Raw genomic sequence first — 24,163 nt, forward strand, 5'->3', positions numbered from 1 at the left:
GTAGTACTAGCCGGACTAGTAGCCCACGTCCGCCGAGCCACCTGACGCTGAATCAATGAACTGAGCGGCCAGCTTCTTGGACTCCAGGGCTAGCAGCTGCACATCGGCGGCAACCAGCATGAAGTCCGCGCCAGCTGCCAGATAGTCAGCCGCTGCTACGGGGTCAAAAGCGTTGAGACCCACCTTGATACCAGCTTCGTGCGCCACCTTGATGACGCTCTTAACCGCCTCCACTACGTCCGGGTGGTTCTGCTGGCCCAGCAGGCCCATGGACGCCGCCAAATCTGAGGGTCCCACAAAGACGCCCGCCAGCCCTTTGACGGCACAAATCTCCCGGGCATTGGCCACTGCCACGGCAGATTCAATCTGCACAAAGAGCGAAATGTACTGCTCAGCATCGGTCAGATAACCGGCGACGCCACCCCAGCGGGCAGAGCGGGAGAGGGCAGAGCCCACACCGCGCACCCCCGCAGGAGGGTAGCGGGTGGCCGCAACGGCGTCCTGCGCCATCCGGGCATCGTCCACCATGGGAATCAAAATGTTCTGGGCACCGGCATCCAAAAACTGCTTGATGGTGGCAGTATCGAGCTGGGGTAGGCGCACCATGGTGTGCACCGGGTAGGCCGCCGTGACCTGCAAAAGCTGCTGGGTGGTTTCCAAACTGAGAACACCGTGCTCACCATCAATCAGCAACCAGTCAAAGCCAGAACCGGCACAAATCTCAGCCGCCACATGCGAGCCTGAACAGACCCACATGCCCACCGCCGGGCGTCCTAGCGTCTGGAGGGTGTGGGCGAAGGGAGGGTTTAGACGAAGCGACACGTGATGGCTCCCAAATCACCGTAATCTGCGTGCACGGTATCGCCGGGGTGAACCCACATGGGCTTGGTGAAGGAGCCCGCCAGAATAATCTCGCCAGCCTTTAGACTGTCACCGTGCGCCGCCAGCTTATTCGCCAACCAGACCACGCCGCTGGCGGGGTGGTTGAGCACGGCAGCTGCCACGCCGGTGTCCTCGATGGTCTCGTTGCGGTAGAGCAGGGCAGAAACCCAGCGCAGGTCGACGGATGCCGGGTCAACCGGGTTACCGCCCACCACCATGGCGCCCAGAGCAGCGTTGTCGCTGATGGTATCCACGATGGTACGCCCCTCCATCTCAATCCGTGAGGAGAGAATTTCAAGTGCCGGGACCACATATTCGGTTGCTCGCAGCACATCAAAAATGGTGACGTTGGGGCCTGCTAAGTCCTCTTTGAGAACGAAGGCCAGTTCCACCTCAATACGAACATTGGAATACTGGCTGTGCTCAATGACCGACCCGTTCTCGTATATCTGGTCAGCAAAAATCGCACCGTAGTCAGGCTCAGTGATACCGGTAGCCTCCTGCATCACCTTGGAGGTCAGACCAATCTTGCGCCCCGCCAACCGGCGCCCCGCAGCTTCACCGCGAGCACGCCAGGTGTTTTGCACCGCGTAAGAGTCTTCCACGGTCATCTCAGGGTAGATGGCGGTCAGCCGCGGAATCATGGTGCGATTAGCCTCGGCCTCAGCCAGGTCATCAGCGATTTTAGTGAGTTCTTCTTCAGTGAGCATAAGGTTTCCTTCTGTTAGGACGGCGGGTGGGCGAGGGTACACAGTTCTTGAACTGTGAATGGACGCGCTTCCGTCAGCTGACCCTCTCACGTCTCGCCCTGGGGGGCTCGCCGTGATTCATGCCAGACCCAGCCAGCTGACGTACAGCGCGCCCATTCACCTACAGGCCCGGCAACCAGCGGGAGGGATGCGGGGATATGCTTGCAGCCGGCTGGCTCGGGGCTGGCGTGAATCACGCGTGAGCGCTAGCGAACCCGTGAGAGGGTCAGCCGGCAAAAGCATATCCCCGCGTCCCGCCTCTATGTCCCTGGTGAGACGAGGTTACAGCTGGTGCCCCAGCTTGAATTCGCCCTTCTTCCAGTCGGGCATGGACTCGTCGCCGTCTTCGGCGCGGGTGTAGGAGAAGCCGTCAGCGCCGATAGTCTGTGCCATTTCGCAGTCATCGGTGCGTTCTACCAGGGGTACCAGGTTGCCGTCGAGGTCCAGCACGCGGGAGGCGTCGGTGTACCAGGAGGGTACGACGGGGGTGCCCCACCAGTCGCGGCGCTGGTTGTCGTGGACGTCCCAGGTGACGCGGGGGTTATCGGGGTCGCCGGTGTAGTAGTCCTGGGTGTAGATTTCGACGCGGTGGCCGTCGGGGTCGCGCAGGTAGAGGTAGAAGGCGTTGGAGACGCCGTGGCGGCCGGGGCCGCGTTCGATGGAGTCGGACATGCGCAGGGCACCGAGCTTGTCGCAGATGGCGAGGATGTTGTGCTTTTCGTGGGTTGCGAAGGCAACGTGGTGCATGCGGGGGCCGTCGCCGCCGGTCATGGCGGTGTCATGGACGGTGGGCTTGCGGCGCATCCAGGCGGCGTAGGCGGTGCCAGCTTCGTCCTGGATGTCTTCGGTGACGCGGAAGCCGAGGTCTTCCATGTACTTGACGGCGGTGGGGACGTCGGGGGTGACCTGGTTGAAGTGGTCCAGGCGGACGAGGGCGCCGGGGGTGTGCAGGTCGTAGCGCCAAGCTAGGCGTTCTACGTGTTCGACGTCGTAGAAGAATTCGTAGGGGAAGCCGAGGGGGTCTTGGACACGCACGGAGTCGCCCAGGCCCTTGACGAAGCCGTCCTTGTTGCGGCGTACCTGGCAGCCGCGGGCGGAGTAGAACTTCTCTGCCTTGTCGAGGTCTTCGGGGGTGCGCACGCGATAAGAGAAAGCTGCAACGGCGGCGGTCTCGCCCTTGCGCAGAATCAGGTTGTGGTGAATGAACTCTTCGATGGAGCGCAGGTAGATGGTGTTCTCGTCTTCTTCGGTGACGACCAGACCGAGCACATCAACGTAGAAGTTGCGGGAGCGTTCGAGGTCGGTGACCACGAGTTCCATGGAGGCGCAGCGCAGCACGTCCGGAGCGTCGGCGTCGGGTTCGACGACGGGGTAGTCAACAAAGGTGGGTGACATGTGGTTTCGCTTTCTGTGGGTGCCCGGTGCGGCGCTACGTTGCGGCGCACCGGGCAGGGGTGGTGTGTTTTAGTCGACTTTGCCGAAGACAGGGTTGTGCACTTCGCCCAGGTTGATGTGCACTGCCTGCTGGTCGGTGTAGAAGTCGATGGAGCGGTAGCCGCCTTCGTGGCCCAGACCGGATGCCTTGACACCGCCGAAGGGGGTGCGCAGGTCGCGCACATTGTTGGAGTTGAGCCAGACCATGCCCGCTTCGACTGCGTGTGAGAAGTTGTGGGCGCGCTGCAGGTTGGAGGTCCAGATGTAGGCGGCCAGGCCGTACTTGGTGTTATTGGCGAGTTCCAGGGCTTCTTCATCGGTGTCGAAGGGGGTGATAGCGACGACGGGGCCGAAGATTTCTTCCTGGAAGATGCGGGCGTCGGGGGCGACGTCGGCAAAGACGGTAGGCTGCACAAAGTTGCCTTCTTCAAAGCCTTCGGGGCGGCCGCCGCCGGCGACCAGGCGGCCTTCGGTCTTGCCGATTTCGACGTAGGACATGACCTTTTCGAAGTGTTCGGGGTGCACCAGGGCGCCGACTTCGGTGGCGGGGTCTGAGGGAAGGCCAACCTTGACGCGCTTGGCCTGGGCTGCGTAGCGCTCCACGAACTCGTCATAGATGCTGCGCTGAACCAGGATGCGGGAGCCTGCGGTGCAACGTTCACCGTTGAGGGAAAAGACACCGAAGATGGTGGCGTTGATGGCGGTCTCCAGATCTGCGTCGTCAAAGACAACGGCGGGTGACTTGCCACCCAGTTCCATGGAAAGGCCCTTAAGGAAGGGGGCGGAGTTAGCGAAGATGATCTGACCGGTTTTGGATTCACCGGTGAAGGAGATCAGGGGGACGTCGGGGTGCTTGACCAGGGCGTCACCTGCGGTTTCGCCAAAGCCGTTAACCAGGTTGAAGACACCTGCGGGCAGACCTGCTTCTTCAAAGATTCCTGCCCACAGGGAGGCTGAGAGGGGGGTAAATTCTGCGGGCTTGAGCACCACGGTGTTGCCAGTGGCCAGGGCGGGTGCCAGCTTCCAGGATTCCAGCATGAAGGGGGTGTTCCAGGGGGTAATCAGACCGGCTACACCGATGGGCTTGCGATTGACGTAGTTCACCTGGCGGCCGGGCACCTTGAAGGTGTCATCAGACTGGGCGACGATCAGATCTGCGAAGAAGCGGAAGTTCTCTGCGGCGCGACGTGCCTGGCCCTTTGCCTGGGTGATGGGCAGGCCGGAGTCGTAGGATTCCATTTCTGCTAGCTGCTGCTCGCGGGATTCTACAATGTCTGCGATTTTTGTCAGGACGCGCGCACGTTCGCGGGGTAGCATGCCGGGCCAGGGGCCGTTCTTGAAGGCGTCGTTAGCTGCTGCAACGGCTGCTTCGATGTCTTCCCTCTTGCCACTTGCTGCGGTGATGTAGGGCTGGTTGGTGACGGGGTTGAGCACCTCAAAGGTATCGCCGTCGATGGAGTCAACGAACGTGCCGTTGATGTAGTGCTGAATTTTCTCAGGCAGACCTGTTGGCTTGCCGGTTTCATTGGTGTAGTCGCTCACGGGTAACTCCTTTGTTCAAGTGGGCTGGGGCTAAGTTGTGGGGTTTAGGGGTGGTTAGGGTGTGCTGCAAGATAGCTAGCGAGGGTGGCGGCACGGTGTTCTCGCACTGCGGCTTCCACCTGGGCTGAGGTTGCTCGGTTCTCGATGAGGTCCAGGATGCGCTGGTGTTCGGCTACCGATTCCGCCGCTCTGCCGGGCACAAAAGAGAAGGTTGATTCTCGCAGGTGCCCCAGCTTTTCCCATTCTGCGTTGACCAGTTCAATGAGGCGCTCGTTGGGGCAGCGGCAGGTCAGCACGTTATGAAAGCGGTGGTTGAGTTCAGTGAAGGTTTTGGGGTCAAAGTCCTCTAGGGTAACGCGCAGCTGATCATTGAGATCCTGCGCCTGGGCTAGGTCTTCCTCGCTGATACTGCTCAGCGCCATGGCGGTGGCAGCACCTTCTAGGATGCCGAGCGCCTCCATGCTCTCCACGTAGCGGGCCTCGTCAATCATGGCGACGCGTGCGCCCACGTTGCGTTCAAAATTGGCAAGCCCCTCAGCTTCTAGCTGCCGGATGGCCTCACGCACGGGCACCACCGACATATCCAGCTCTGCTGCCAGGGTTGAGAGCACCAGACGGTAGCCGGGGGCGTAGTCCCCTGAGACGATGTGTTCGCGCACCCAGGTGTAGGCGATTTGGGCTTTAGACAAACTCTCTCCACCTGGAGCGGCGGAGGGTGAGGCTACTGAGGTGCTCATGAGCTTCCTTGTGGTTGAGGAGGTAAGGGTGGGGTGGGTTAGAGATCAGCGGGTGGGTTATCAGCCAGCCAGGTAGTAAATCTTTCCTTCCAGGGGCCGGTGGGTGGGAAGAGCCCGTCCACAGGGTTGCCCTCTGCCACACGCTCGGCCACCCACGCGTCCTCGTGTTCCTTGGCGTAGGCGGCCTCGGCAACTTCAAGCGCCAGGTGCGCGGGGATCACGATAACGCCATCATCGTCGCCCACAATGATGTCACCGGGTAGCACGGTGGCGTTGCCGCAGGCGACTGCCACATCATATTCCCAGGGCACGTGCTTACGGCCCAGGACGGCGGGGTGGGCACCCTGCGTGAAGACAGGTAGGCCAATTTCTTTGACCGCCGCGTAGTCGCGTACACCGCCGTCAGTCACCACGCCGGCAGCGCCGCGGCCCTTGGCGCGTAGGGCAAGGATGTCACCCAGGGTGCCGGAGCCGCTTTCACCGCGGGCTTCAATCACAATGACTTCGCCTTCGCCCACTGCATCAAAGCAGCGTTTCTGGGCGTTGTAGCCGCCGCCGTGGTGTGTGAAGAGGTCTTCACGGTTGGGCACGAAGCGTAGGGTTTTGGCGGTGCCGACCATAGTGGTGCCGGGGGTCTGAGGGTAGACACCCTCAATGACCACGTTGTTCAAACCGCGAGCGCGTAGCTGAGCTGAGAGCCCTGCGGTGGGCACGGCGGTGAGCAGGCGGCGCAGGCGGTCGGTGAGGGTGGGTTCTTCTTCTGCGACCGGGGGCAGGCCGGCGGCTTCGCGGGATCCCCAAGCTTCTTCGGTCTGCTTTTCGTCGGTGGCGGGCAGGGTTCCCAGGGCGGGGTCGAAGTCGCCGAGGCCTTCGATGACGTGGGTGATCAGACGGCCAGAGGTGGGTGCACCCGGTGCTGCTGGGGCGTCCACTTCAACTTCTACGGTGTCGCCGGGGGCGATGACGGAGGAGCCCGCCGGGGTTCCGGTGAGGATGACGTCGCCGGTTTCCAGGGTCATGTGCTGGGAGAGGTCAGCGACGAACTGGGAGAGGGGGAAAATCATGTTCGCCGGTTCGGTGACGTCTTCTTGCACTAGCTGACCGTTGACCCAGGTGCGTACGCGTAACTGGTCTTCGGTGATGGTGCGGGCGTCAATGAGGCCGGGGCCCAGGGGGGTGTAGCCGTCGCGCCCCTTGGAGCGCACGTTGGAGCCTTTGTCTGCCGGGCGGTAGTCATAGATGCCCAGATCGTTGGAGGCGGTGACGGCGGCGACGTGATCCCAGGCTGTTTCTGCGCTGACGCGGCGGGCGGGCTTGCCAATAATCAGGGCGATTTCACCTTCGAAGGCCAGCAGTTCGGTGCCTGCAGGGCGTTCAACAGTGGCACCGGAACCCGCCAGGGAGCTGGTGGGCTTCAGGAAATAGGAAGGTTGGGAGGGGCGGCGCCCGCGCTGGGCTGCACGCGATTCGTAGGCAACGTGAACCGCAATGATTTTGCCGGGGGTAACCGGGACGGCTGCGGCATCTTTGCCGATTGCCTTGGGTACTTCAGTCATGAAAGCTCCTCATTAAGCTCTTGAATCTGATTCCAAATCGTATATCATTTTCTTACACTAGCAAAGTAACTCACATCACAGCAATAGAGCGCACGGAAAAATCTTGAGAAGGCACCCATGACCAGTGATATCACCACCCTCATCAAACACCTTAGGTGCCCCGCGCTGACCAGCGATGATGACATAGCCCCCTATCTGACAGACGCTTCCCAGGCGGCCTCCGGGCACCCGCTGGCGGTTTTTCTCCCCCGCACCACCGCTGATGTTTCAACGATTCTGCGCTTTGCCAGCACTCACCAGCTACCGGTTTCGGTGCGCGGGGCAGGCACCGGCCTAGCCGGGGGCGCTGCCGCCTACGAAGGCGGGCTGGTTATTAGCACCGAAGCCATGACCGAACTGAGTATCGACGCCGACGCCCGGCTTGCCGACGTCCAGCCCGGCGTCCTGACCGCCACCCTAGATGCCGCTGCCCAGGCACAAGGGCTCTTCTTTGCCCCAGACCCCGCCAGTGCAGCAACCTCAACCGTGGGTGGAAATATTGCCACCAACGCCGGTGGGCTACGCTGCCTGGCTCATGGGGTGACCGCGGATTCGGTGGCTGCCCTTGAGGTGGTGCTGGCCAGTGGGGAGGTCATTCAGACAGGTGCGCGGACCATCAAGAACGTTGCCGGGCTGAATCTGACCCCGCTTTTTGTGGGATCCGAGGGCACCTTGGGTGTCATCACCCGCGCCACCGTGCGCCTCAAACCCCTCCCAGAGGGCACCCCCTACACTTTTGCCGCCTACTATGATTCGCTTGAGGATGCCGGTGCGGCGGTGCTGGCTCTCACCAACAGTGGGCTGAATTTAGAGAGCCTGGAGTTGATCGATCGCACCATCGTGCAACTCATTAATAAGCACCACGGGGCGGGGCTCACCGCACCGGGCGCCGGGCTGTTGATGGGTCTCTGCACCGGAACCAGTGCTCAGACAGACGCCGCACGGGCAGCAAGCATGTGCGCCAAACAGGGAGCTAGTTCCACCGAGACAACAGAAGGTCTCACGCTCATGGAAGCCCGCAGGCTGGTCTTTAGCTCCATCTACCCCGAAGGTTTCACGGTATTGGGGGACGCTGGCGTCCCGGTGCCTCAACTGCCGCACTTTATACGGCGCATTCAGGAGATTTCCAAAGCTACCAGCAGACCCGTGCTCATTACCGCCCACGCCGGGGACGGCAATCTGCACCCCAGCGTCTACGCGGGGGCTCACGGAGAGGAAACTGAAGCAGCTGAAGCGGTGCTGGCACAGATTTCTGCCGCCACCCTGGAACTAGGTGGCACGGTGACCGGCGAACATGGCATCGGTTCGGCAAAACTGCACGCCCTGGAAGAGCAACTAACCCCGGCAACCCTTGCCGCCGGACGCGCTATCAAAGCAGCCCTGGACCCAGCAGGCATTCTGACCCCGGGGCGAGGTATCTAAGAAGTACCCATCCCACCAGAGTGACCAGGTTTTATCACGGTGACCAAATTTCTCTCATCTGACCAGAAAACATGCGGTCCGATGGGAAAAATCCGGTCATCTCTTGCTGGGCATGGGGGAGGTACCCCCTGCCCTGCCGGTGCACGCTTTAGTGTGCAAAAACAAATGCGACCGACCCTTGTCACGATTTTGGACATCGTATATGATTCAAATCAAGTGTTACCCATCACATACTCGCCGGGTGCAGTGTCGCACCCCGCCCTTCTAGGAGCACCATGCATTTCCACCACAACGGCTACGTCTCGCGCGATCCACGCATCCACGACGCCGCCGGTTACGGCATCGACCGTGCCACCGAACTCCCCGAGACCATGGACGTTCTCATCGTCGGCTCAGGGCCCGCCGGCATGATCGCTGCCGCCCAGCTCTCACAATTCCCCGAGATTAACACCCGCCTCATCGAGCGCCGCAACGGCCGGCTAGAACTAGGTCAGGCAGACGGCATCCAGGCGCGCTCCGTTGAAACCTTCCAGGCTTTCCGCTTCGCCGAAGAAATCATCCGCGAGGCCTACCACATCACCGAAATGAGCTTCTGGAAGCCAGACCCCACGCATCCCGAGAACATCATGCGCACTGCTCGGCCCAGCGACGACCCGCACGACATCAGCGAATTCCCTCACCTCATTGTCAACCAGGCGCGCATACTGGATTACTTTGCCGACTTCGCCCTGCGCTCCCCCGGCCGCATCACCCCCGACTACGGCATCGAATTCATCACCCTCACCGTTGAACAGGGTGAGGAGTACCCCATCAAGGTCACCCTGCGCCACACCGCCGGTGAACGCGAAGGTGAAGAGCACACTGTGCGCGCTAAGTACGTCATTGGGTGCGACGGCGCCCGCTCCGGCGTCCGCAAGGCCATTGGCCGCACCCTGGCCGGGGATGCCTCCAACCACGCTTGGGGTGTTATGGACGTTGTTGCCAACACCGACTTCCCCGACTGGCGCATGAAGTGTGCGATTAGCTCCAAGAACGGCTCTATTCTGCACATCCCCCGCGAGGGCGGCCACCTGGCCCGTATCTACGTTGACCTGGGAGAAGTTCCCTTGAACGGCAACCACGCGGTGCGCAACACCCCCATCGAAGAAATCATCAACCGCGCCAACGCCATTTACCACCCCTACAGTATTGACGTGAAAGACGTTGCCTGGCACTCAGTCTACGAAGTTGGTCACCGCCTCACTGACCACTTTGACGATGTAGACACCGAGGAGCGCGGCACCCGCACTCCCCGCGTCTTTATTACCGGGGACGCCTGCCATACCCACTCCGCTAAGGCAGGCCAAGGTATGAACGTCTCCATGCAGGACGGCTTCAATATCTCTTGGAAACTAGGGCATGTACTCAGCGGACGCGCCCCCGAAACTCTGCTGGACACCTACTCCGGAGAGCGCCAGGAAATCGCCAAGAACCTCATTGACTTCGATAAAGAGTGGTCAACTCTCATGGCAACCCCGGCAGAGGAACTACCCAGCCCCGAATACCTAGAGGAGTTCTACGTCAAAACTGCCGAGTTCCCTGCTGGCTTCATGACCGAGTACAAGCCCTCGATGATTACCGGAAGCACCTGGCACCAGAGTCTGGCAACCGGGTACACCGTGGGCAAGCGCTTCCGTGCCGCACGCGTCAATCGCCGCGAGAACGCCTACCCCCGCTTCTTGGGCCACGACGCTGCTGCCGATGGTCGCTACCGCCTCTACGTTTTTGCCGATGCCGCCCACCCGGCGTCCGACGAGTCAAAGGTGAAGGCGCTGAGTGACTTCCTGACCCAGGACGACCGCTCTCCCTTCATCAAGCACCGCCCAGAGGGTTCCGATCTTGATACCCGTATCGAGCCCCTGATCACCTACCAGCAGCTACACACCGAGTTCGAAACCACCGACGCCCCGGAGTCCTTCCGCCCGCGGGTTGGCAGCCTCCAGGTGGAGTACTGGGAGAACATCTACTGCGCCCTGCCCGGCGAGGATATCTTTGAACAGCGCGGTATCAGCCGCGAGGGTGCCGTGGTGATTGTGCGCCCCGACCAGTACGTTGGCACTGTACTGCCTCTCGCCGATTTTGAAGGTATCGCGGACTACTTCGATAGGGTCTTTATCTAAGCACCGCAGCCCTCCCCCTAAAGAGCCGGGGCCCGCAGATCACTGCGAGCCCCGGCTCCTTTCATTGTTGGGCAATGGTGCTAGGCGGTTGCCTCTTCGATAGCATCAAAGAGTTGCTGCTTGGTCATTCTTGACCTGCCCGGGATGCCCAGCTCTTTAGCCTCTTCGTAGAGTTCTTGACGGGTAAAAACCTCAATGGGGCGACGCTGAGCGGGGGCCTCGGCGCTCAAGGGGTCACCGGGGTGTTCAACTTCTTCCAGGTGAGCGGCTTCCTCAGCAAACTCCCGGTCGAACTCTGCGAGCGCTAGCTCATCCAGCGGTTCGACGGGATCTTCAGCATCCACCAGGTCTTCCATTTCCTCTAGGTCTACCTCTGGTTCAACCTCTACATCTGCGGAGCTGTACATGTTCTCATCGGGGATATCCTCACCCAGGAGGGTCTCAATATCCAGAGAGTCAGTGGCGTCCTTCAGGGGCCCTTGGTTCTCACGCTGAATCTTCTTTTTCTTCTTCTTAGCTTTCTTAGCCTTTTTAGAGGGTTTAGGCTCTAGCTGCTGTTCGGCAGCTTGTTCAGCGCCTTTTTTGTCGGTTTTCTTGCCAGGCTTCTGGTCTGTTAGCTTCGCGGCACTCTTAGTGTCCTTAGCCTTCTTAGTATCCTGGTCAGATTTCTTCTCGCCCTTAAGCTTTTCTGCTTTTTTATCAGACTTCTTTGCAGCGCCCCTCTCGAGGCTCTTGTCAGACTTCTTGGCATTCTCTTCAGCAGCAGACTTGCCCCACATGCCGTCGGTCTTCTGGTAGCCCTTCTTTTTCAGGGCCTCCTTGCCCGCTTTCTTGGCTTTCTTTTCATCCCCGTGCTGGGCGAGGTGCTTTTTAGTTGCCTGGGCAAAGATTTCTTGCACCTTGCCAGAGGAACGCCGAACGCTCTTGGGGGTCTTTACCAGAGTCTTCTGGGCATCCTCTTTCTTAGCCTGGGGTTTCTCGTCCTTCTTGCTCACGGGGTGCTCCTTTGCGGTGGATGCGCAACCTTGCGCGGTTTCCTTATCTCCACTCTAATCCTCCCTGAAGCACGCCCCAACTTATGACGCGCACCGCTTCGCCCACCTCAAGGTTTGGGGGATCAGCAATCCGCATCTGCAGGCGCTAGGCGCTCACCAACCCCCGCACCATGCCCTCAAGGATGACTTCAAAGCTCTCTTCACTTTGCCCCCCAACCATCACACAGCCACCTGCAATTTCGAGAGTCGTTGCCCCGTGGACTGCCGACCAGAAAGCCCAGACGGCCTGCCAGGGGTCCTCTATTTTTAACCTACCCTGAGCATGAATGCGGTGAACCGCATCCGCCAAGGGGGCTATTGGCTCCCGGTCAATCTCCTGGGGGCCAAAGTAGCCTCCAAACATCACACTGTAGAGAGCTGGGTTTTCAAGAGACCACCGGCGGTAAGCGCGCCCTAGATTCTTGAGGTCTACCAGAACATTCTCGGTACAACCTACCGCTCGCTGTTCGCGCACAAATGAGCCTCTGGCCTCGCGAGAGACTGCTTCAATCAAGTCTTCTCGGTTTCCAATCAGTGAGTAGATAACTGTCGTAGAAACTCCCACCTTGCGAGCAACCGTCCTTAAAGAAAGGTGGCTCAAGCCTTCATCGGCAATAATTTGCGCTGCTGCCACGACGATTTTTTGGTGGTACTCAGCTCCATACATAGTTGGTCTTGACACCCCATAAGAGTATCACTAGGCTATTTAATAACAGTGTTATTTAAACACTGATGAAGCACAAGGAGAATATCGTGCAAGGTCTTAATCTCGGACGTTTTACCTCATCAGCATCGCAAGATGTCACTGTCTTCATGCTAGGCGTGCGCATTAACTCACCTCTGCGGCCGGACGCTTACATCCCTGTCATGAGGGCTTATCAGAAGATGGTGAAATACCTAGAACAACACCCTGAAACCGGTTTCCTTGGTCAGGAGCTCTGGGTGAAACGCACCATCCTAGCGGTACAGTACTGGGAAAGCCCCGAAGCCTTGCAGGATTTCGCTTCACTCACAGAAGCACCCCACGTCCAGGCCTGGCGAAACTTCACCCAGAAAGCCAACCATCATGTAGGCCTATGGCATGAAACCTATCAGGTTTCTGCGCCAGCTCGCGAAAGCGTTTACCTCAATATGCCTAACTTTGGCCTCGGTAAAGCTCTAGGAGTTGAGCCTATCGGCAAAGAAACTTCAACAGCTAAGCGCCGCATGTCCCGGTGGAACAACAGCTAAACGCAGGTTCCTACTGGCCGGGTTTGGACACGCCCTGCTGGGCGGCCTTGGCGGCGTTCGCTTCGTCAATTTTGCGGGCCAGACGCTCTTTTTCTTCGGCCTCACGACGCTTAGTTTCAGCTTCGCGGCGGGCGCGCGCCTCGGCGTAGAGCTTAGCGGAGGACCGGTTCACACCGGTACCCTCACCCAGTGAGGAATCATTGGGCTTCTCCACCAGAATGAGAGTGGCACACATGACCAGAGTGACCACAAAAACTGCGCCGGCAACCGTCAGAGCCAGCACCAGCTGAGGTGCGTTATCGGTGCCGCCGGTCGCAAAAATGAAGGTGCACAAAAAGGCCACTATCGCCAGAACAAAGGCGATGATAAGGGGCCCGCGCACCTGGGCTTTGAAACCGCGCTCTTCTGAGCCAGGCTTTTGAGTCACGTCTAATTCCTCCTGAAAATGTGCTCAGACCAGTCTACGGGGTCAAACTGTTTTTTGTCTGACCGCGGGGGCAGGTTACAGAGGTAACCTAGACGCCTTTACCTGCGGAGCGCAGGGTAAAAGCACCAATCATGACAAAGACACCGGCAATAAGTGCACCAGCACCGGCGGTGCCCATAATGGCCTTGTCCCCGATTTCTGACACTACCGGCAGAGCGGCAGCAAATATGGTGATGATGGCACCTTCAAGTTGCCAGTCACGGGCTGCCGGGTTGTAGCCTTTGGTGCGCATACCAGCCAGCATTTTCAACAGGCCGGTGAGGCCCAGAGCCACACACACCACCAGAGTCAGCCAGAACTCCCCGCGCGGCAGCAGAAGCACCAGCACACCGGCACCTGCCTGAATGCCTGCGATAGAGGTGAAGACCTGACTGTTCTGGTCATCCCCCTCACGCAAGAGAGCGCGGGAGGTAAAAAAGGACGCCGCGCCGTAAGCCAGCAGGTAGGCAGTAAGCATCACGGTGATAACGGTGAGGGTGGGTTCCTGCCAGAAGACCGTTACCAGCCCAAAGATGAGAAAAACCAGAGCGTGGGTGGCGGTGGGAACTGCCAGGGCAGCAGCTAAGCGGCGGTCTGGCACGGGGGTGGGGGCATCAGTTTCGTGAGTCACCGTTCCAGTGTAGCGAACCCGGGTGGCCTCTCACGTTTGGGCGGTGTGAGGCATATATTGAGTGCACTCTAAGGGCGCGCCGGTGGCGCTAAGGGCATCAGCTTGTACAGGGGCATTAGAGGACGCGGCGCAAGCGCTGTAGCCCTTCTGCTAGTTTCCGGTCATTCATTCCACCAAAACCTATGACGACCCCTTTCAGGGGTAACGGGGCGGTGGTAAGCTCACCACCTTTCGACTCGCTTACCTCTGAGACCTCTACCCCGGCAGGGGCCGACCAGTAGGAGCCCAGGGGCGCAACCAGCACCCCTGCACCTTCAGCCCGTCCCACTAAATCAGCCTCCCCACCAGTAGTGGAGTGTAGGTGTAAGACCGCGTGCAAACCGCCGTCCATGGGCAGGATGTCTGCACCGGGCAGATCACCTAGCTGTTCAACCACCAGGGCTCGGCGAGCGCGGTAGACCTTGCGCATGCGGGCAATGTGGCGGCGCACCCCACCGGTTGCTAGCAGATCAGCAGCGGCGTCCTGAACCAGGGCTGGCACCGGGTTACCCAGGTCAGCGCGGAGGTGGAGTAGGTCATCGCGCAGGTGTCTGGGCATCACTAAAAATCCTAGGTTAAGGCCCGGGGTGAGCACTTTGGCGAAGGAGCCCAGCGTGATAACACGGTCCCCACCACCTGCGGGGTGGGTGTGGTGAGCGGGGCGGTCCATGGCAGCCAAGGCGGGTAGGGGGTCGCCGGTGTAGCGCAGCTCGGAGTCGTAGTCGTCCTCCACGATAAGCACCTGGTGGGTGCGGGCCCATTCCAGCAGTTCGAGGCGGCGGGCAGCGGGCATCGAGGCCCCTAGTGGGTACTGGTGGCTGGGGGCCACTAGGACGATGTCCGGTAGCTGGGCACCAGTCGGTAGATGTTGCGGGTCAAGCCCCTGCTCGTCCACGGGGATGGGAATAATGGTGTGACCGAAGGCTTGTGGAATGCGGTGCAGGGAGGGGTAGCCGGGGTTTTCCACCGCGATGCGCAAGGGGCGGTTGCGCACACGGCGGCGTAAGAGGGTGAGCAAGAGACGGAAGCCTTCGCGGGCTCCGGCAGTGACCAGCACGTCGTCAGGCGAGCGCAGAACTGAGCGGGTGAGGCGCAGATGCTCGGTGATATGGGTGCGCAGCTGGGTGGATCCTGCTGCGGGGTAGCCATCGGCAGGGTTGGCGGCCGCCCGACGCCAGGCGGCACGCCACTCGGTGGTCGCAAGAAGGGTGGTGTCAGGAGCGCCAGGCAAGAGGCTAATGACGCCGTGCCGAAGAGGCGCGGGGTTCTCTTCGGGGGTTACGGCAGATTGACCGGGTGCGGTAGCTGGCATACCGGCGGGTACAGCGGTAGCAGCAGATACGTTTTTACCCGATTCAGGGTCAAGAACCGAATTTCTCTGGCCGAAGTTTTGTGGGCTTGAGTGCCGGTGCCGCAGGTGAGCGTCCACCCTGGTGCCCCCGTGACCGGCTTGCAGGTAGCCCTCACCGATGAGCTGCTCATAAGCGAAAACCACCGTGCCGCGGGAGACACCCAGTTGGCGGGCTAAATCTCGACTTGAGGGCAGCAGGTCACCAGCTTTGAGCACTCCCGTCTCGATAAGCGGGCGTATTTGCTCCACGATTTGAGCAGGCAAGGACGCCCCGGCACCCTTCTGCACGATTAAAGGCAGCTCCTGCCCCCTGGATGCCGGCATAGACCGCCCTCCTTGCCTATCAGCGTCCGCCTCGTGAGCGGTCTATTAGTTTCACCTAAAATCTAAGTTCTATTAGACCAGCATGGGCTATAGCTATATGCAGGTGGCGCGCCCGCGCCGTGAATTACTTGATGACAGCGACCGGGAGTTCTGCCCAGTGGGTCGTGCCGCGCCGGGAAAGCATCTCGCGTTTCATTTCCCAGGTGGGTGATTGGGCCAATCCCCCGTACCCAACACCCAGGGAGCGCGGGCCACATTTTTCTTTGATGCTTTGCACCAAACCAGCGATATCACGGGTTTCGTGGCTGAGGGCAAAGGGGTCTAGCAGAGCAGTAGCGCCAGCCGGCGTCAGGTCACTGACCACCACCCCTGCCTTTGCGTATCTGACCATCCCAAAGGTGGCACGCTCCAGCAGTTGGGCGCAGGCCTGAGTGAGAATAATAGGGTCAGCGGTAGGCGCAGGCAGTTTCACCTGCACGTCAGCGCGCACAAAACCTCCTGTGGCGTAACGCGAGGTGGAGCAGAAAGCACTGACCAGCCCAGCAACCTGCCCGCTCTTGACCAGGCGCCCAGAGGCACGCTGGGCGTAGATACTCAGAACCTGGCGCATAGTATCTTCGCTGGTCACCGGGTCAGAAAAAGAGCGGGAATACATCATCTGATCTTTAAAGACCCGCTCAGGCTCAAGCTCGATAGCTCTTACCCCGCGCAGTTCAAGCACCGTGCGCATGATTACTACCGAGAACCTTTTGCGCACCAGCCCCAGCGGGGCCTCTTTCAGGTCTTGAACGCTGAGAATTCCCATACCCGCCAGTTTTTGAGCAACCCTACTCCCCACACCCCATATTTCTTCTGCAGGGAGGGTGCTTAACAGGGCATCCACCCGCTGGGGTGGCAGGGCGTCCCACACACAGACGCCCCTGAGAGCAGGTATTTTCTTCGCTGTTCTATTGGCCAGCTTAGCTAAGGTCTTGGACTCCCCCACCCCCACACACACCGGCACGCCAACTCTGCGCGCCAGATCATCCTTGATGCGACGGGCCAGGGTCTGTGCTTGGGGCAGGCTGGCGGTGATGGTGAGAAAGGCTTCGTCGATGCTGTACTGCTCAAATTCCTGGGCGTAGCTCTCCAGCAGCAGCATGACTCGGTGGCTAATGTCCCCATAAAGCTCGTAATTCGATGACCGTACTACTACCCCCAACTCTTTTGCTTTCTCTTGCACGGTGAACCAGGGTTGGCCCATGGTGAAGCCCAGAGCCTTCGCGGCGGCGTCTAGTGAAATAATGCACCCGTCGTTATTAGAGAGGACGAGCACCGGGCGGTTACCGATGGAGGGGTCCAGTAGCTTTTCGCAGGAGGTGTAGCAGGAGTTGATGTCGACGTGAAAGATGAAGGTTCTTGGGGTATCAGCGCACATGGTGGATGCTCCTGGTCACCACCCCGAAGATCGTGAAGTCTGAGAGAGCTTCTATGCGCAGTGCGGGGTACTGAGGGTTTTCGGGGGTGAGCCAACCCTGGCCCTGCCGGTCGATGGTGAAGCGTTTAACGGTGAATTCACCGTCTAGGCTGGCGACCACAACGTCACCGGGCACCGGGGTGATGGAGCGATCCACCACAATTTCATCACCATCCGCTATGCCCGCATCCACCATGGACGAGCCAGTGATGCGGAAGATGTAGGTGGAGGTTTTGTCCCTAATGAGAAGTTCATTGAGGTCAATGCTGGTGGCCTGGTAGTCCTGCGCTGGCGAGGGGAAGCCGGCGGGTATCAGCGTGGGCGGCAGAGGCAGATGTAGCGGCTGCAGTGCGCGGATCTTGGCTATAAGGACTGCTTTCATACCCACATACTAGTACACATATTCTATATTTATTAGTATGTGTATTCTATTTATTGAGTCGCGCGGGACGCCGTGGCGCCACCAGCGCACGAAGGGCAGGGCAGGCATCTCCAGAGGGCGTAAGAAACCGCAGGCAACAAAAAACCCGCTTCCTTCAAAAGGAAACGGGGTGCATTACAGTGGCAACATTCGCACATTAGAGAGACTCGTTCATTTAGCGCACTTATTATTCAAGACATTCCAAATCACAATTTCTGCACCAAACAAACAACCCCTGTTTTCCACAGTGAAAATCCAACCACTTAGTGATTACACGCCACCTCAGCTCATCTAAATATTGCAGTGAAAAAATGCTAAGACACCAGGCGAATAACTGCAGTTTTACTCACTGTTCGCCTGCGGAAATCTTCCAAAGTGCTACCACTTGATATAGATACATCGAATAAGATTAAGCTTTGGATTACTACTGCTTAACTTCTAAGGGGGCGTTAAATTGGTTACCACGGCGCAAAGTTTCGGTGGGTCAGACCGCGTGCGGGCTTCACGCGATGGGGATAGCTTCCACTACACCTGGGCTGCGCGCCAACTATTACGCCTCCTAAGTCCCACATCCCAGCTTCAGTATATGACTATAGAGGGAATGGGAGAACCCTATTCAGAAGGTGAATTAGAGGGGTCAGAAATAGTTGACATTGCTGAATTTTATGGCCCTTCCGCGGAAGAAATAACACACGTCAAAGTCAGTCAGCTGAAGCACTCGACATTGCACCCTAACAACAGCCTCCCACCAGGTGATGTACTTAAGATCGTTGGAAAATTTGCTCGGCTTGATTCTGGACTAATCAAGAAATACCCTGACGCCACAATTAATTACTCAATTGTTACCAATAGGCCCATATCGCAAGGCGCAAAAACAGCTGTAGAAACATTAAAGACGGAGGGGCAAGCTCCAGCAGAGTCTCACACTGCCAGACTGAGGCAAGAAACAGGTTTGAGTGACTCAGCGATCGCAGATTTATGCTCTCGACTTGAGCTTGAAGATTGTGAGCTGGGTCTTGCCCCCCTCCGCAGGACACTAAACCAAGAGGTTATTGAGCTCCTCGCTGATACTGATAGGCGAGCTTTAGCTTCACTGATTGAGGTGGTTTCCTCTCGAGCAAGCACCCAATCCAACGGCGCGATATCAAAAGATACTGTCTTAAGTGCTCTTGGTTGCCGAAGAGAAGATCTCTCACCCGCTCCTTGCTTACTTGAAAATTCACCTTTGATTGACAGAGGCATATACCATGACCTTGCAAATCATATTTTGCAAACAAAAGGAGCAATGGTCGTAACTGCCGAAGGAGGAGTCGGCAAAAGTTCTTTCGCTCGGGCATTGCCTGATTTGCTAGCAGATCGTGCAGATGTTGTAATCTACGACTGTTTCGGCAAAGGCAACTATCGTAACCCATCACATCCTAGACATAGGCATAGAGATGGTCTTGTCCAAATTACTACTGAAATTGCGGGTAAAGGGATCGCTTTACCAATTATTCCTACTGACGGGACGGCGCCTGAAGAATATAACAAAGCTTTTGTTCGTCGACTCAGACAAGCAGGGGATTTTCTCGCAAGTAGGGATAATGAACACCATTTAGTTATCATAGTGGATGCTGCAGATAACGCTGCGATTGCAGCTCAAGAGAACGCAGATTCAAAGGCATTTGTCCGTGATTTACTGAGGCTCGAGGAGGAAATTCCCCCGAATATTCATATTGTGCTCACATGCAGACCTGAGCGCCTTTCTTTACTGGAAGTTAAAAAAGAAATACCTCAATTCAATTTATCTGCATTCACTCTAGATGAAACAAGAAAATTTATTTTAACTCAGTATCCGCTGGTCAGAGACTTAGAGGCTAACGAAATTCATGATAGGACCTCTGGCAACCCACGTGTCATATCAATGCTGCTTTCTGAAACTAAATCGCTTCCGGAGGCTATGGGGCGTCTTTCCAATCTAAACTTCGACTCTATTCCACTTGATAGTCTCATGGAAGCCCGAATTAGGAAGGCCTTTGAAAATTCAGGAAGATTCCGAAAAAAGCTAGAGCGTATTGCGCGACTCCTTGCACTACTGCGCCCCAGTATCCCTCTAGATATAATTGAACAACTTGCTAGAACCGATATCTCTACTATCCGCAGTTTCATAGCTGATTTTGGTCCGGGGCTTGTCATAGAGGGAGAGAATGTTCAGTTTCTCGATGAGCCAACTGAAACCTACTTTCGTAAAACCTACTTCCCGCAATCTAAGCAGACAGAAAAAGTAGCTTCACGTTTAAAAAATCTAAGCGGTGACTCCATATACGCTTCTTTATCCCTTCCGGAAGTTCTCTGGACTGCCAAACTTTACGATCAACTCCTCGATCTGGTTACTACCGACAGAGCTTTACCAAAAAATTCAAATATTGAGCGCATACAAGTCAAGAATTTACGTATTGAATTCGGCCTTCGTGCTGCTGTCCAGTTAAAACGCAATGACTTAATAGTCCAGCTTGCACTACAAGCAGGTGATGCATACGCAGGAAAGAGCAGACAGTACACGATTATTAGAGATAATCCTGATTTAGCAGGGCTATATATGTCGTCTAAGGCGCTCAGCAACCTAATTGCTACCCGAGAACTTCCTCATTCTTGGCCGGGATCGACGCTTGGTGCCGAAGCTGTTCTACTAACCCATAACCCCTCAAAGTTAAGCGCTGCCAGAAGCAGGACGCGGCAAGCAATGTCCGCGATACGGGCAGCAACGCAGGCAAAGAGAGAACAATACTCCCGTGATGAGGAGATTACACCAGACCAGATTGCATATATTGCGCTAGCATTCCTAAAAACAGACGGATATGTTGAAGCTGCTCGATATATATCCTCTTGGCGTCCGTCATGGCTAGTCCTCAGGGCAGGGGCCGCTCTCACTCGAATACTAATTACATCAGCTAGTAATGAAGATATTTCATGTTTGGTTGCTAAATCCACTCACCCTGCATTGCTACTTGGGATTTTTGGTGAGCTGCAAAGTATCGGTATAGACGTAGGACCAGAGTTAACTGAAGAGACATGGGTAAAATTAAAACGGTATAGTTGCGCTCTTGCGGCAAGAACCTACGATATGAGCGATGCTGAGAACCTTGCATTTCGTGGCGTTTCATGGATATGCGCACTAGCAATACGCTATTCCGTCGATGATTTCTGTGTAGTTGCGGAACGGCTCAGCAAATGTTTACCAGCTTCACCTCCGTTTGGTCTTGGAAGCGATTACAGAGTAGCAGGGCAAGGGATTCTCTTCGCTATAGCTCTTCAGGCGAAACTTATAGGTGAAACGCTTAGCATAGAGCATTTCCGTCCTACCGAACTCAAAGAGCCTCTCGACTCCCGCCGCGTTCGACACAACGATGAAGAACTCCGTCGAGGTTTGGAGTCTGCGCTTATCTGGCTTAATGCATGGGCCGAGTATGCTTGTGGACACCTCAAACCTAAAGAAGCGATCAAAGCCATCGAAAGCTACGGAGGATACCATCCCTACGGTGAAGTATGGTCGACAGCTTCACGAATTAAATACCAGGTTTTGCCTTTACTTGGCACAGCTTTCGAAGATAATTCCGTAAGTGATGCTTGTGGAAAAATAATTCAAAAAATCACCAAAGATGCCCCAATAGCTGGAGCTACCATTCTACTGCCAGGCTTAAAAGGAGACTCCCGTTTTGCATCAGTGGCTATCCAACTTGCTAACGCCGCTAGGGGGTCCCTTACCAGCAGTAACGATGTTGCTGATGAAAAAGCTGAGACGCTGATTCGCATTACACGAGGGCTCCATCCCTTTAGCGAAGACGAAGCTAAAAGCTACTTTGACCAAGCTGTTACCACCGCATCTGGTCTAGGCTATGAGACCCATAGACGCTGGAACGCCCTTATTGCCCTAGCACATACCTCTAAAGACGCCGATTCTGTTGATGTTATTTCTCTTGCTCAACGCATCGTCAGGCTAGGTGAATCGATTAGCCAAGTTATCGATGGGGGAATTAATCAGTCTGAACTTGTTTCCACGCTCACGTTGCTTTCGGGTACGAATGTATTCCGATTTCTTTCGCAGTGGAGGGATCGCAGATTCGGTTCACTCGATTCGCAGCTTGTAGGGGTAACTGAAAAATATAGCTCATTATTGGGAAGCCGACCAGATATAGCCATTCTTCTGTTACCGTTCTCTAACGGTTTCGATCTAGACCAGGCGTTAGAAAGGCTGGAGGCGACTAGTAGTGTCAATGCAGATACTAAATTTGCCGTTCACAACCTTGCGCTTCGTATCGGGTACCCTATAAGTCCTCAAACCGCTCAATTATGTATACCTGACATTCCTTGGGGCAGTTCTCCAACTGAGTTTACGAGCATCGGATCTAATCTCACATCTGAACAACTAGTAGAAAAAACTGTCAAAAGGGAGAAACTCAGAGCACAAATTTCTAATCTTGATCTAACACAATCTGAGAATATAAACGCAGCTATTCAGCTTCAGAAGACTAACCATGAGGATATCTTTGCTGAAGTGGTGTTCTCTCACTCTGAGCTCCAGTGGGGAAAGGTATTAGAGGCAGCGATGGAAGCAAGCCACCTCAACGCTTTCAGCCTCGCTAGTCTCTTGAACGAAGCCCTAAGACAGCGACGACATTCGCATTTTTATGTTGATTCACTGAAAAAGGCAGTTACTGCATACATTGAACGGTATGGCACCCAGTTGATCCAGCACAATTGGATGGGGTTTGATATGGATGGTGCGGCTGAACTTTTGAAAGTAAGTACGATTGATGTTCTCAAGTATGCTCTAGAGCATCTTAACCTAGAGGAAGTATTGATTGATGCTGAACGGTGTTACATGCTCACCGCTGGTGCTTCAGCAGTTCTCCAGTCTGAAGAAGCTGCGCGCGTACTTAATGATGCTGTTACCAGCCTAGAAGAAAAACTTGGGCTTCCTCCTACTAAGCCTACCGAGCAGATAGCCGTCACTGACTCCATTGACACTGCCGTAGCTAATTTCCTATGGACAGCACTTGGTGACCCACGTTCAGCAATTCGTTGGCAAGCTGCGCATGCGGTGCGTACAGCCATTGAAATCGGAGTGAATGATGTAGTTAATGCGCTGGTTTCGACTATCCAACAAGACGATATTCGCGGGTACGGTGATTCACGGTTCCATTTCTACAGAATGAATGCGGCAGAGTGGTTCCTAATTGCTGTGAAACGAGTAGCCGGTGAAGATTCACCCAATCTTTCTACGGTTATGCCAGCAGTTAAGTACCTTAGCGAGCAATACCCAGACCACGCTACGATTCAACAGCATTGCTCATCGATAGCACGGACGGTGAGAGCTGCTGATGAAAAGAATGATCTCGTGGGAACAGACTGGGTAGCGCAACTCAAGAAACCTATAATCTCAGATAGATGGCGCTGGGCTGACCACCCCAATCCAATGATGGAAGGAGCGCCCCAAGCCGAATACTCATTTCACTTTGATTTTGATGAACATATCCTTGGGGAGCTAACTAAATCAGTCGACATTGATCATCAGGAAGTACTGGATGCTACTAGTAAAGTCATTCTGGATGAATGGGGATGGCGTTACCGCCAGGAATGGGAACCTGATAAGAAATATATAGAAGATTCCAGGGGGATAGCCTCTATTTATGAAGATGATGAAACCTATGCATATAAATCGGATGTTCCCAAAGCTGAAGACCTAAGCTACTATCTAGAACGTCATGCAGCACTAACTGTAGCCGGTAGACTCATGAGAACTGCTAGCCCCTATCAAGACCCCGATTCAGAACAACCCGAAATTCTATACTGGCTCTCCCAATTCGATATTGCACGTAAAGACGGACGGTGGATTACGGATCAGCGCAATCTAGTTCCGAACTCACTGGCTAACACCAAATCATCGGGAGATGGGTCCACTAAGGAGAGTGAGTTTATTGATGCACTTCACCCTGCTGATAACTGGCTAACAGTATGGCAATCAGCTCATGCTACTGATTCAGGTGACCGGTCTTTATCTGTCGATGTCAGATCAGCTCTAGTTAACGCAGAAACTGCTCCTGCGCTTGTACGCGCTCTTCAATCGACCGATACCTACTGGGATTTCCGTATCCCATCAGCTGACACTCAAGATGAAGAATTTCAGTTTCTATCCTCTCCTTTCCTCCTAAAAGGCTGGATATCGGAACCCTATTCTGACAGTGGCGTTGATCGGCTCGATTCTTTTGCAAAAGAGCTCCCTCCGGAGCTTCCTCGTCCCTCCACTGACGTTATAAATACACTTGGTATCAAGTCTTCTGACGGTGGAATGCACTGGATAAATGACACCGAGGATATCTTGTTAGCCTCTGATGCTTGGTCTTGGATTATCGATAGCCATCCTCCAATTGGTCCGGAAGGAAGGCGACTTCGAATAACAACCGAAACATTGGATCGGTTGTTAAATAGTCTAGATTTAGCACTCATTGTAGAAGTGCGAATACACCGCAAAGAATACGACTTCGCAGGCAGTTCCGGGTCTAACAGCGAAGAAGAAAGTGAAAACTATGGAAGAAACTTCAGAATATTCTCCTACCGACCCGAATCAGGTTGGAGCGACATTAGAGGAAATATTAGCGTTAGGGAATCAGTTGTCGTCCCACCTGGGGAGAACTGACACGCTCGGACGTTG

General features: G+C 56.1%; 17 protein-coding genes. 4 read left to right on the forward strand and 13 right to left on the reverse strand.

The window, feature by feature from the left end:
- Positions 1-15: 15 nt before the first annotated feature.
- The 6 genes from VVR27_RS10890 to VVR27_RS10915 form a co-directional block, all read right to left on the reverse strand.
- Positions 16-822, reverse strand: coding sequence for an HpcH/HpaI aldolase/citrate lyase family protein (locus VVR27_RS10890; protein ID WP_368548381.1), 807 nt, complete (start codon positions 820-822; stop codon positions 16-18).
- Positions 807-1,592, reverse strand: coding sequence for a 2-oxo-hept-4-ene-1,7-dioate hydratase (hpaH, locus tag VVR27_RS10895; protein ID WP_368548382.1), 786 nt, complete (start codon positions 1,590-1,592; stop codon positions 807-809). The genes VVR27_RS10890 and hpaH overlap by 16 nt, the downstream gene beginning before the upstream one ends.
- Positions 1,593-1,913: 321 nt before the next feature.
- On the reverse strand, positions 1,914-3,026 hold the full coding sequence (hpaD, locus tag VVR27_RS10900) for a 3,4-dihydroxyphenylacetate 2,3-dioxygenase (RefSeq protein WP_368548383.1): 1,113 nt from the start codon (positions 3,024-3,026) through the stop codon (positions 1,914-1,916).
- Between the two features lie 69 nt (positions 3,027-3,095).
- Entirely contained in the window at positions 3,096-4,607 is a 1,512-nt protein-coding gene (gene hpaE, locus VVR27_RS10905) for a 5-carboxymethyl-2-hydroxymuconate semialdehyde dehydrogenase (protein ID WP_368548384.1), read from the reverse strand.
- A 44-nt stretch (positions 4,608-4,651) separates the two neighbouring features.
- Positions 4,652-5,344: a GntR family transcriptional regulator gene (locus VVR27_RS10910; protein ID WP_368548385.1), complete on the reverse strand. Its 693-nt coding sequence runs from the start codon at positions 5,342-5,344 to the stop codon at positions 4,652-4,654.
- A gap of 38 nt (positions 5,345-5,382) precedes the next feature.
- Positions 5,383-6,900, reverse strand: coding sequence for a fumarylacetoacetate hydrolase family protein (locus VVR27_RS10915; RefSeq protein ID WP_368548386.1), 1,518 nt, complete (start codon positions 6,898-6,900; stop codon positions 5,383-5,385).
- A 117-nt stretch (positions 6,901-7,017) separates the two neighbouring features.
- Between VVR27_RS10915 and VVR27_RS10920 the strand changes: the two genes are divergently transcribed.
- On the forward strand, positions 7,018-8,361 hold the full coding sequence (locus VVR27_RS10920) for an FAD-binding oxidoreductase (protein ID WP_368548387.1): 1,344 nt from the start codon (positions 7,018-7,020) through the stop codon (positions 8,359-8,361).
- 275 nt (positions 8,362-8,636) lie between these two features.
- The gene (locus tag VVR27_RS10925; protein WP_368548388.1) at positions 8,637-10,520 is read left to right on the forward strand and encodes an FAD-binding monooxygenase; all 1,884 of its coding nucleotides are present in this window, start codon (positions 8,637-8,639) and stop codon (positions 10,518-10,520) included.
- Between the two features lie 80 nt (positions 10,521-10,600).
- On the opposite strand, the gene VVR27_RS10930 is transcribed toward VVR27_RS10925, so the two are convergent.
- Together VVR27_RS10930 and VVR27_RS10935 are read right to left on the reverse strand one after the other, a co-directional pair.
- Positions 10,601-11,515: a Rho termination factor N-terminal domain-containing protein gene (locus VVR27_RS10930; RefSeq protein ID WP_368548389.1), complete on the reverse strand. Its 915-nt coding sequence runs from the start codon at positions 11,513-11,515 to the stop codon at positions 10,601-10,603.
- Positions 11,516-11,660: 145 nt separating this feature from the next.
- The gene (locus VVR27_RS10935; RefSeq protein WP_251379633.1) at positions 11,661-12,236 is read right to left on the reverse strand and encodes a TetR/AcrR family transcriptional regulator; all 576 of its coding nucleotides are present in this window, start codon (positions 12,234-12,236) and stop codon (positions 11,661-11,663) included.
- Positions 12,237-12,307: 71 nt separating this feature from the next.
- Between VVR27_RS10935 and VVR27_RS10940 the strand changes: the two genes are divergently transcribed.
- A complete protein-coding gene (locus tag VVR27_RS10940) occupies positions 12,308-12,784 on the forward strand; it encodes a DUF4188 domain-containing protein (RefSeq protein WP_368548390.1) in 477 nt (158 codons plus the stop codon).
- A 10-nt stretch (positions 12,785-12,794) separates the two neighbouring features.
- Here VVR27_RS10940 and VVR27_RS10945 read toward each other — a convergent pair whose 3' ends face one another.
- The 5 genes from VVR27_RS10945 to VVR27_RS10965 form a co-directional block, all read right to left on the reverse strand.
- On the reverse strand, positions 12,795-13,211 hold the full coding sequence (locus VVR27_RS10945) for a hypothetical protein (protein WP_368548391.1): 417 nt from the start codon (positions 13,209-13,211) through the stop codon (positions 12,795-12,797).
- Between the two features lie 88 nt (positions 13,212-13,299).
- The gene (locus VVR27_RS10950; RefSeq protein WP_368548392.1) at positions 13,300-13,881 is read right to left on the reverse strand and encodes a DUF308 domain-containing protein; all 582 of its coding nucleotides are present in this window, start codon (positions 13,879-13,881) and stop codon (positions 13,300-13,302) included.
- A gap of 115 nt (positions 13,882-13,996) precedes the next feature.
- Complete coding sequence (locus VVR27_RS10955; RefSeq protein ID WP_368548393.1) at positions 13,997-15,595, reverse strand: PLP-dependent aminotransferase family protein; 1,599 nt, start codon at positions 15,593-15,595, stop codon at positions 13,997-13,999.
- A gap of 124 nt (positions 15,596-15,719) precedes the next feature.
- Positions 15,720-17,012, reverse strand: a complete 1,293-nt coding sequence (locus VVR27_RS10960) for a Y-family DNA polymerase (RefSeq protein ID WP_368548394.1) — start codon at positions 17,010-17,012, stop codon at positions 15,720-15,722.
- The gene (locus tag VVR27_RS10965) at positions 17,002-17,433 is read right to left on the reverse strand and encodes a translesion error-prone DNA polymerase V autoproteolytic subunit (RefSeq protein ID WP_346871788.1); all 432 of its coding nucleotides are present in this window, start codon (positions 17,431-17,433) and stop codon (positions 17,002-17,004) included. Before VVR27_RS10965 ends, VVR27_RS10960 begins: the two co-directional genes overlap by 11 nt.
- 625 nt (positions 17,434-18,058) lie before the next feature.
- Here VVR27_RS10965 and VVR27_RS10970 point away from each other — a divergent pair.
- Positions 18,059-24,148 carry a hypothetical protein gene (locus VVR27_RS10970; protein WP_368548395.1) on the forward strand — a complete coding sequence of 2,030 codons (6,090 nt, stop codon included), beginning with the start codon at positions 18,059-18,061 and terminating at the stop codon, positions 24,146-24,148.
- Positions 24,149-24,163: the final 15 nt, after the last annotated feature.

Source organism: Rothia sp. LK2492, from assembly GCF_040946345.1.
In the GTDB taxonomy this organism is placed as follows: domain Bacteria; phylum Actinomycetota; class Actinomycetes; order Actinomycetales; family Micrococcaceae; genus Rothia; species Rothia endophytica.

What these genes read in the sequence shown, in the direction of transcription:
- VVR27_RS10965 (WP_346871788.1), bottom strand. Translation starts at nt 17,433, where the DNA reads ATGAAAGCAGTCCTTATAGCCAAGATCCGCGCACTGCAGCCGCTACAT.
- VVR27_RS10960 (WP_368548394.1), bottom strand. Translation starts at nt 17,012, where the DNA reads ATGTGCGCTGATACCCCAAGAACCTTCATCTTTCACGTCGACATCAAC.
- VVR27_RS10910 (WP_368548385.1), bottom strand. Translation starts at nt 5,344, where the DNA reads ATGAGCACCTCAGTAGCCTCACCCTCCGCCGCTCCAGGTGGAGAGAGT.
- VVR27_RS10915 (WP_368548386.1), bottom strand. Translation starts at nt 6,900, where the DNA reads ATGACTGAAGTACCCAAGGCAATCGGCAAAGATGCCGCAGCCGTCCCG.
- VVR27_RS10920 (WP_368548387.1), top strand. Translation starts at nt 7,018, where the DNA reads ATGACCAGTGATATCACCACCCTCATCAAACACCTTAGGTGCCCCGCG.
- VVR27_RS10925 (WP_368548388.1), top strand. Translation starts at nt 8,637, where the DNA reads ATGCATTTCCACCACAACGGCTACGTCTCGCGCGATCCACGCATCCAC.
- VVR27_RS10955 (WP_368548393.1), bottom strand. Translation starts at nt 15,595, where the DNA reads ATGCCGGCATCCAGGGGGCAGGAGCTGCCTTTAATCGTGCAGAAGGGT.
- VVR27_RS10970 (WP_368548395.1), top strand. Translation starts at nt 18,059, where the DNA reads ATGACTATAGAGGGAATGGGAGAACCCTATTCAGAAGGTGAATTAGAG.
- hpaD (WP_368548383.1), bottom strand. Translation starts at nt 3,026, where the DNA reads ATGTCACCCACCTTTGTTGACTACCCCGTCGTCGAACCCGACGCCGAC.
- hpaH (WP_368548382.1), bottom strand. Translation starts at nt 1,592, where the DNA reads ATGCTCACTGAAGAAGAACTCACTAAAATCGCTGATGACCTGGCTGAG.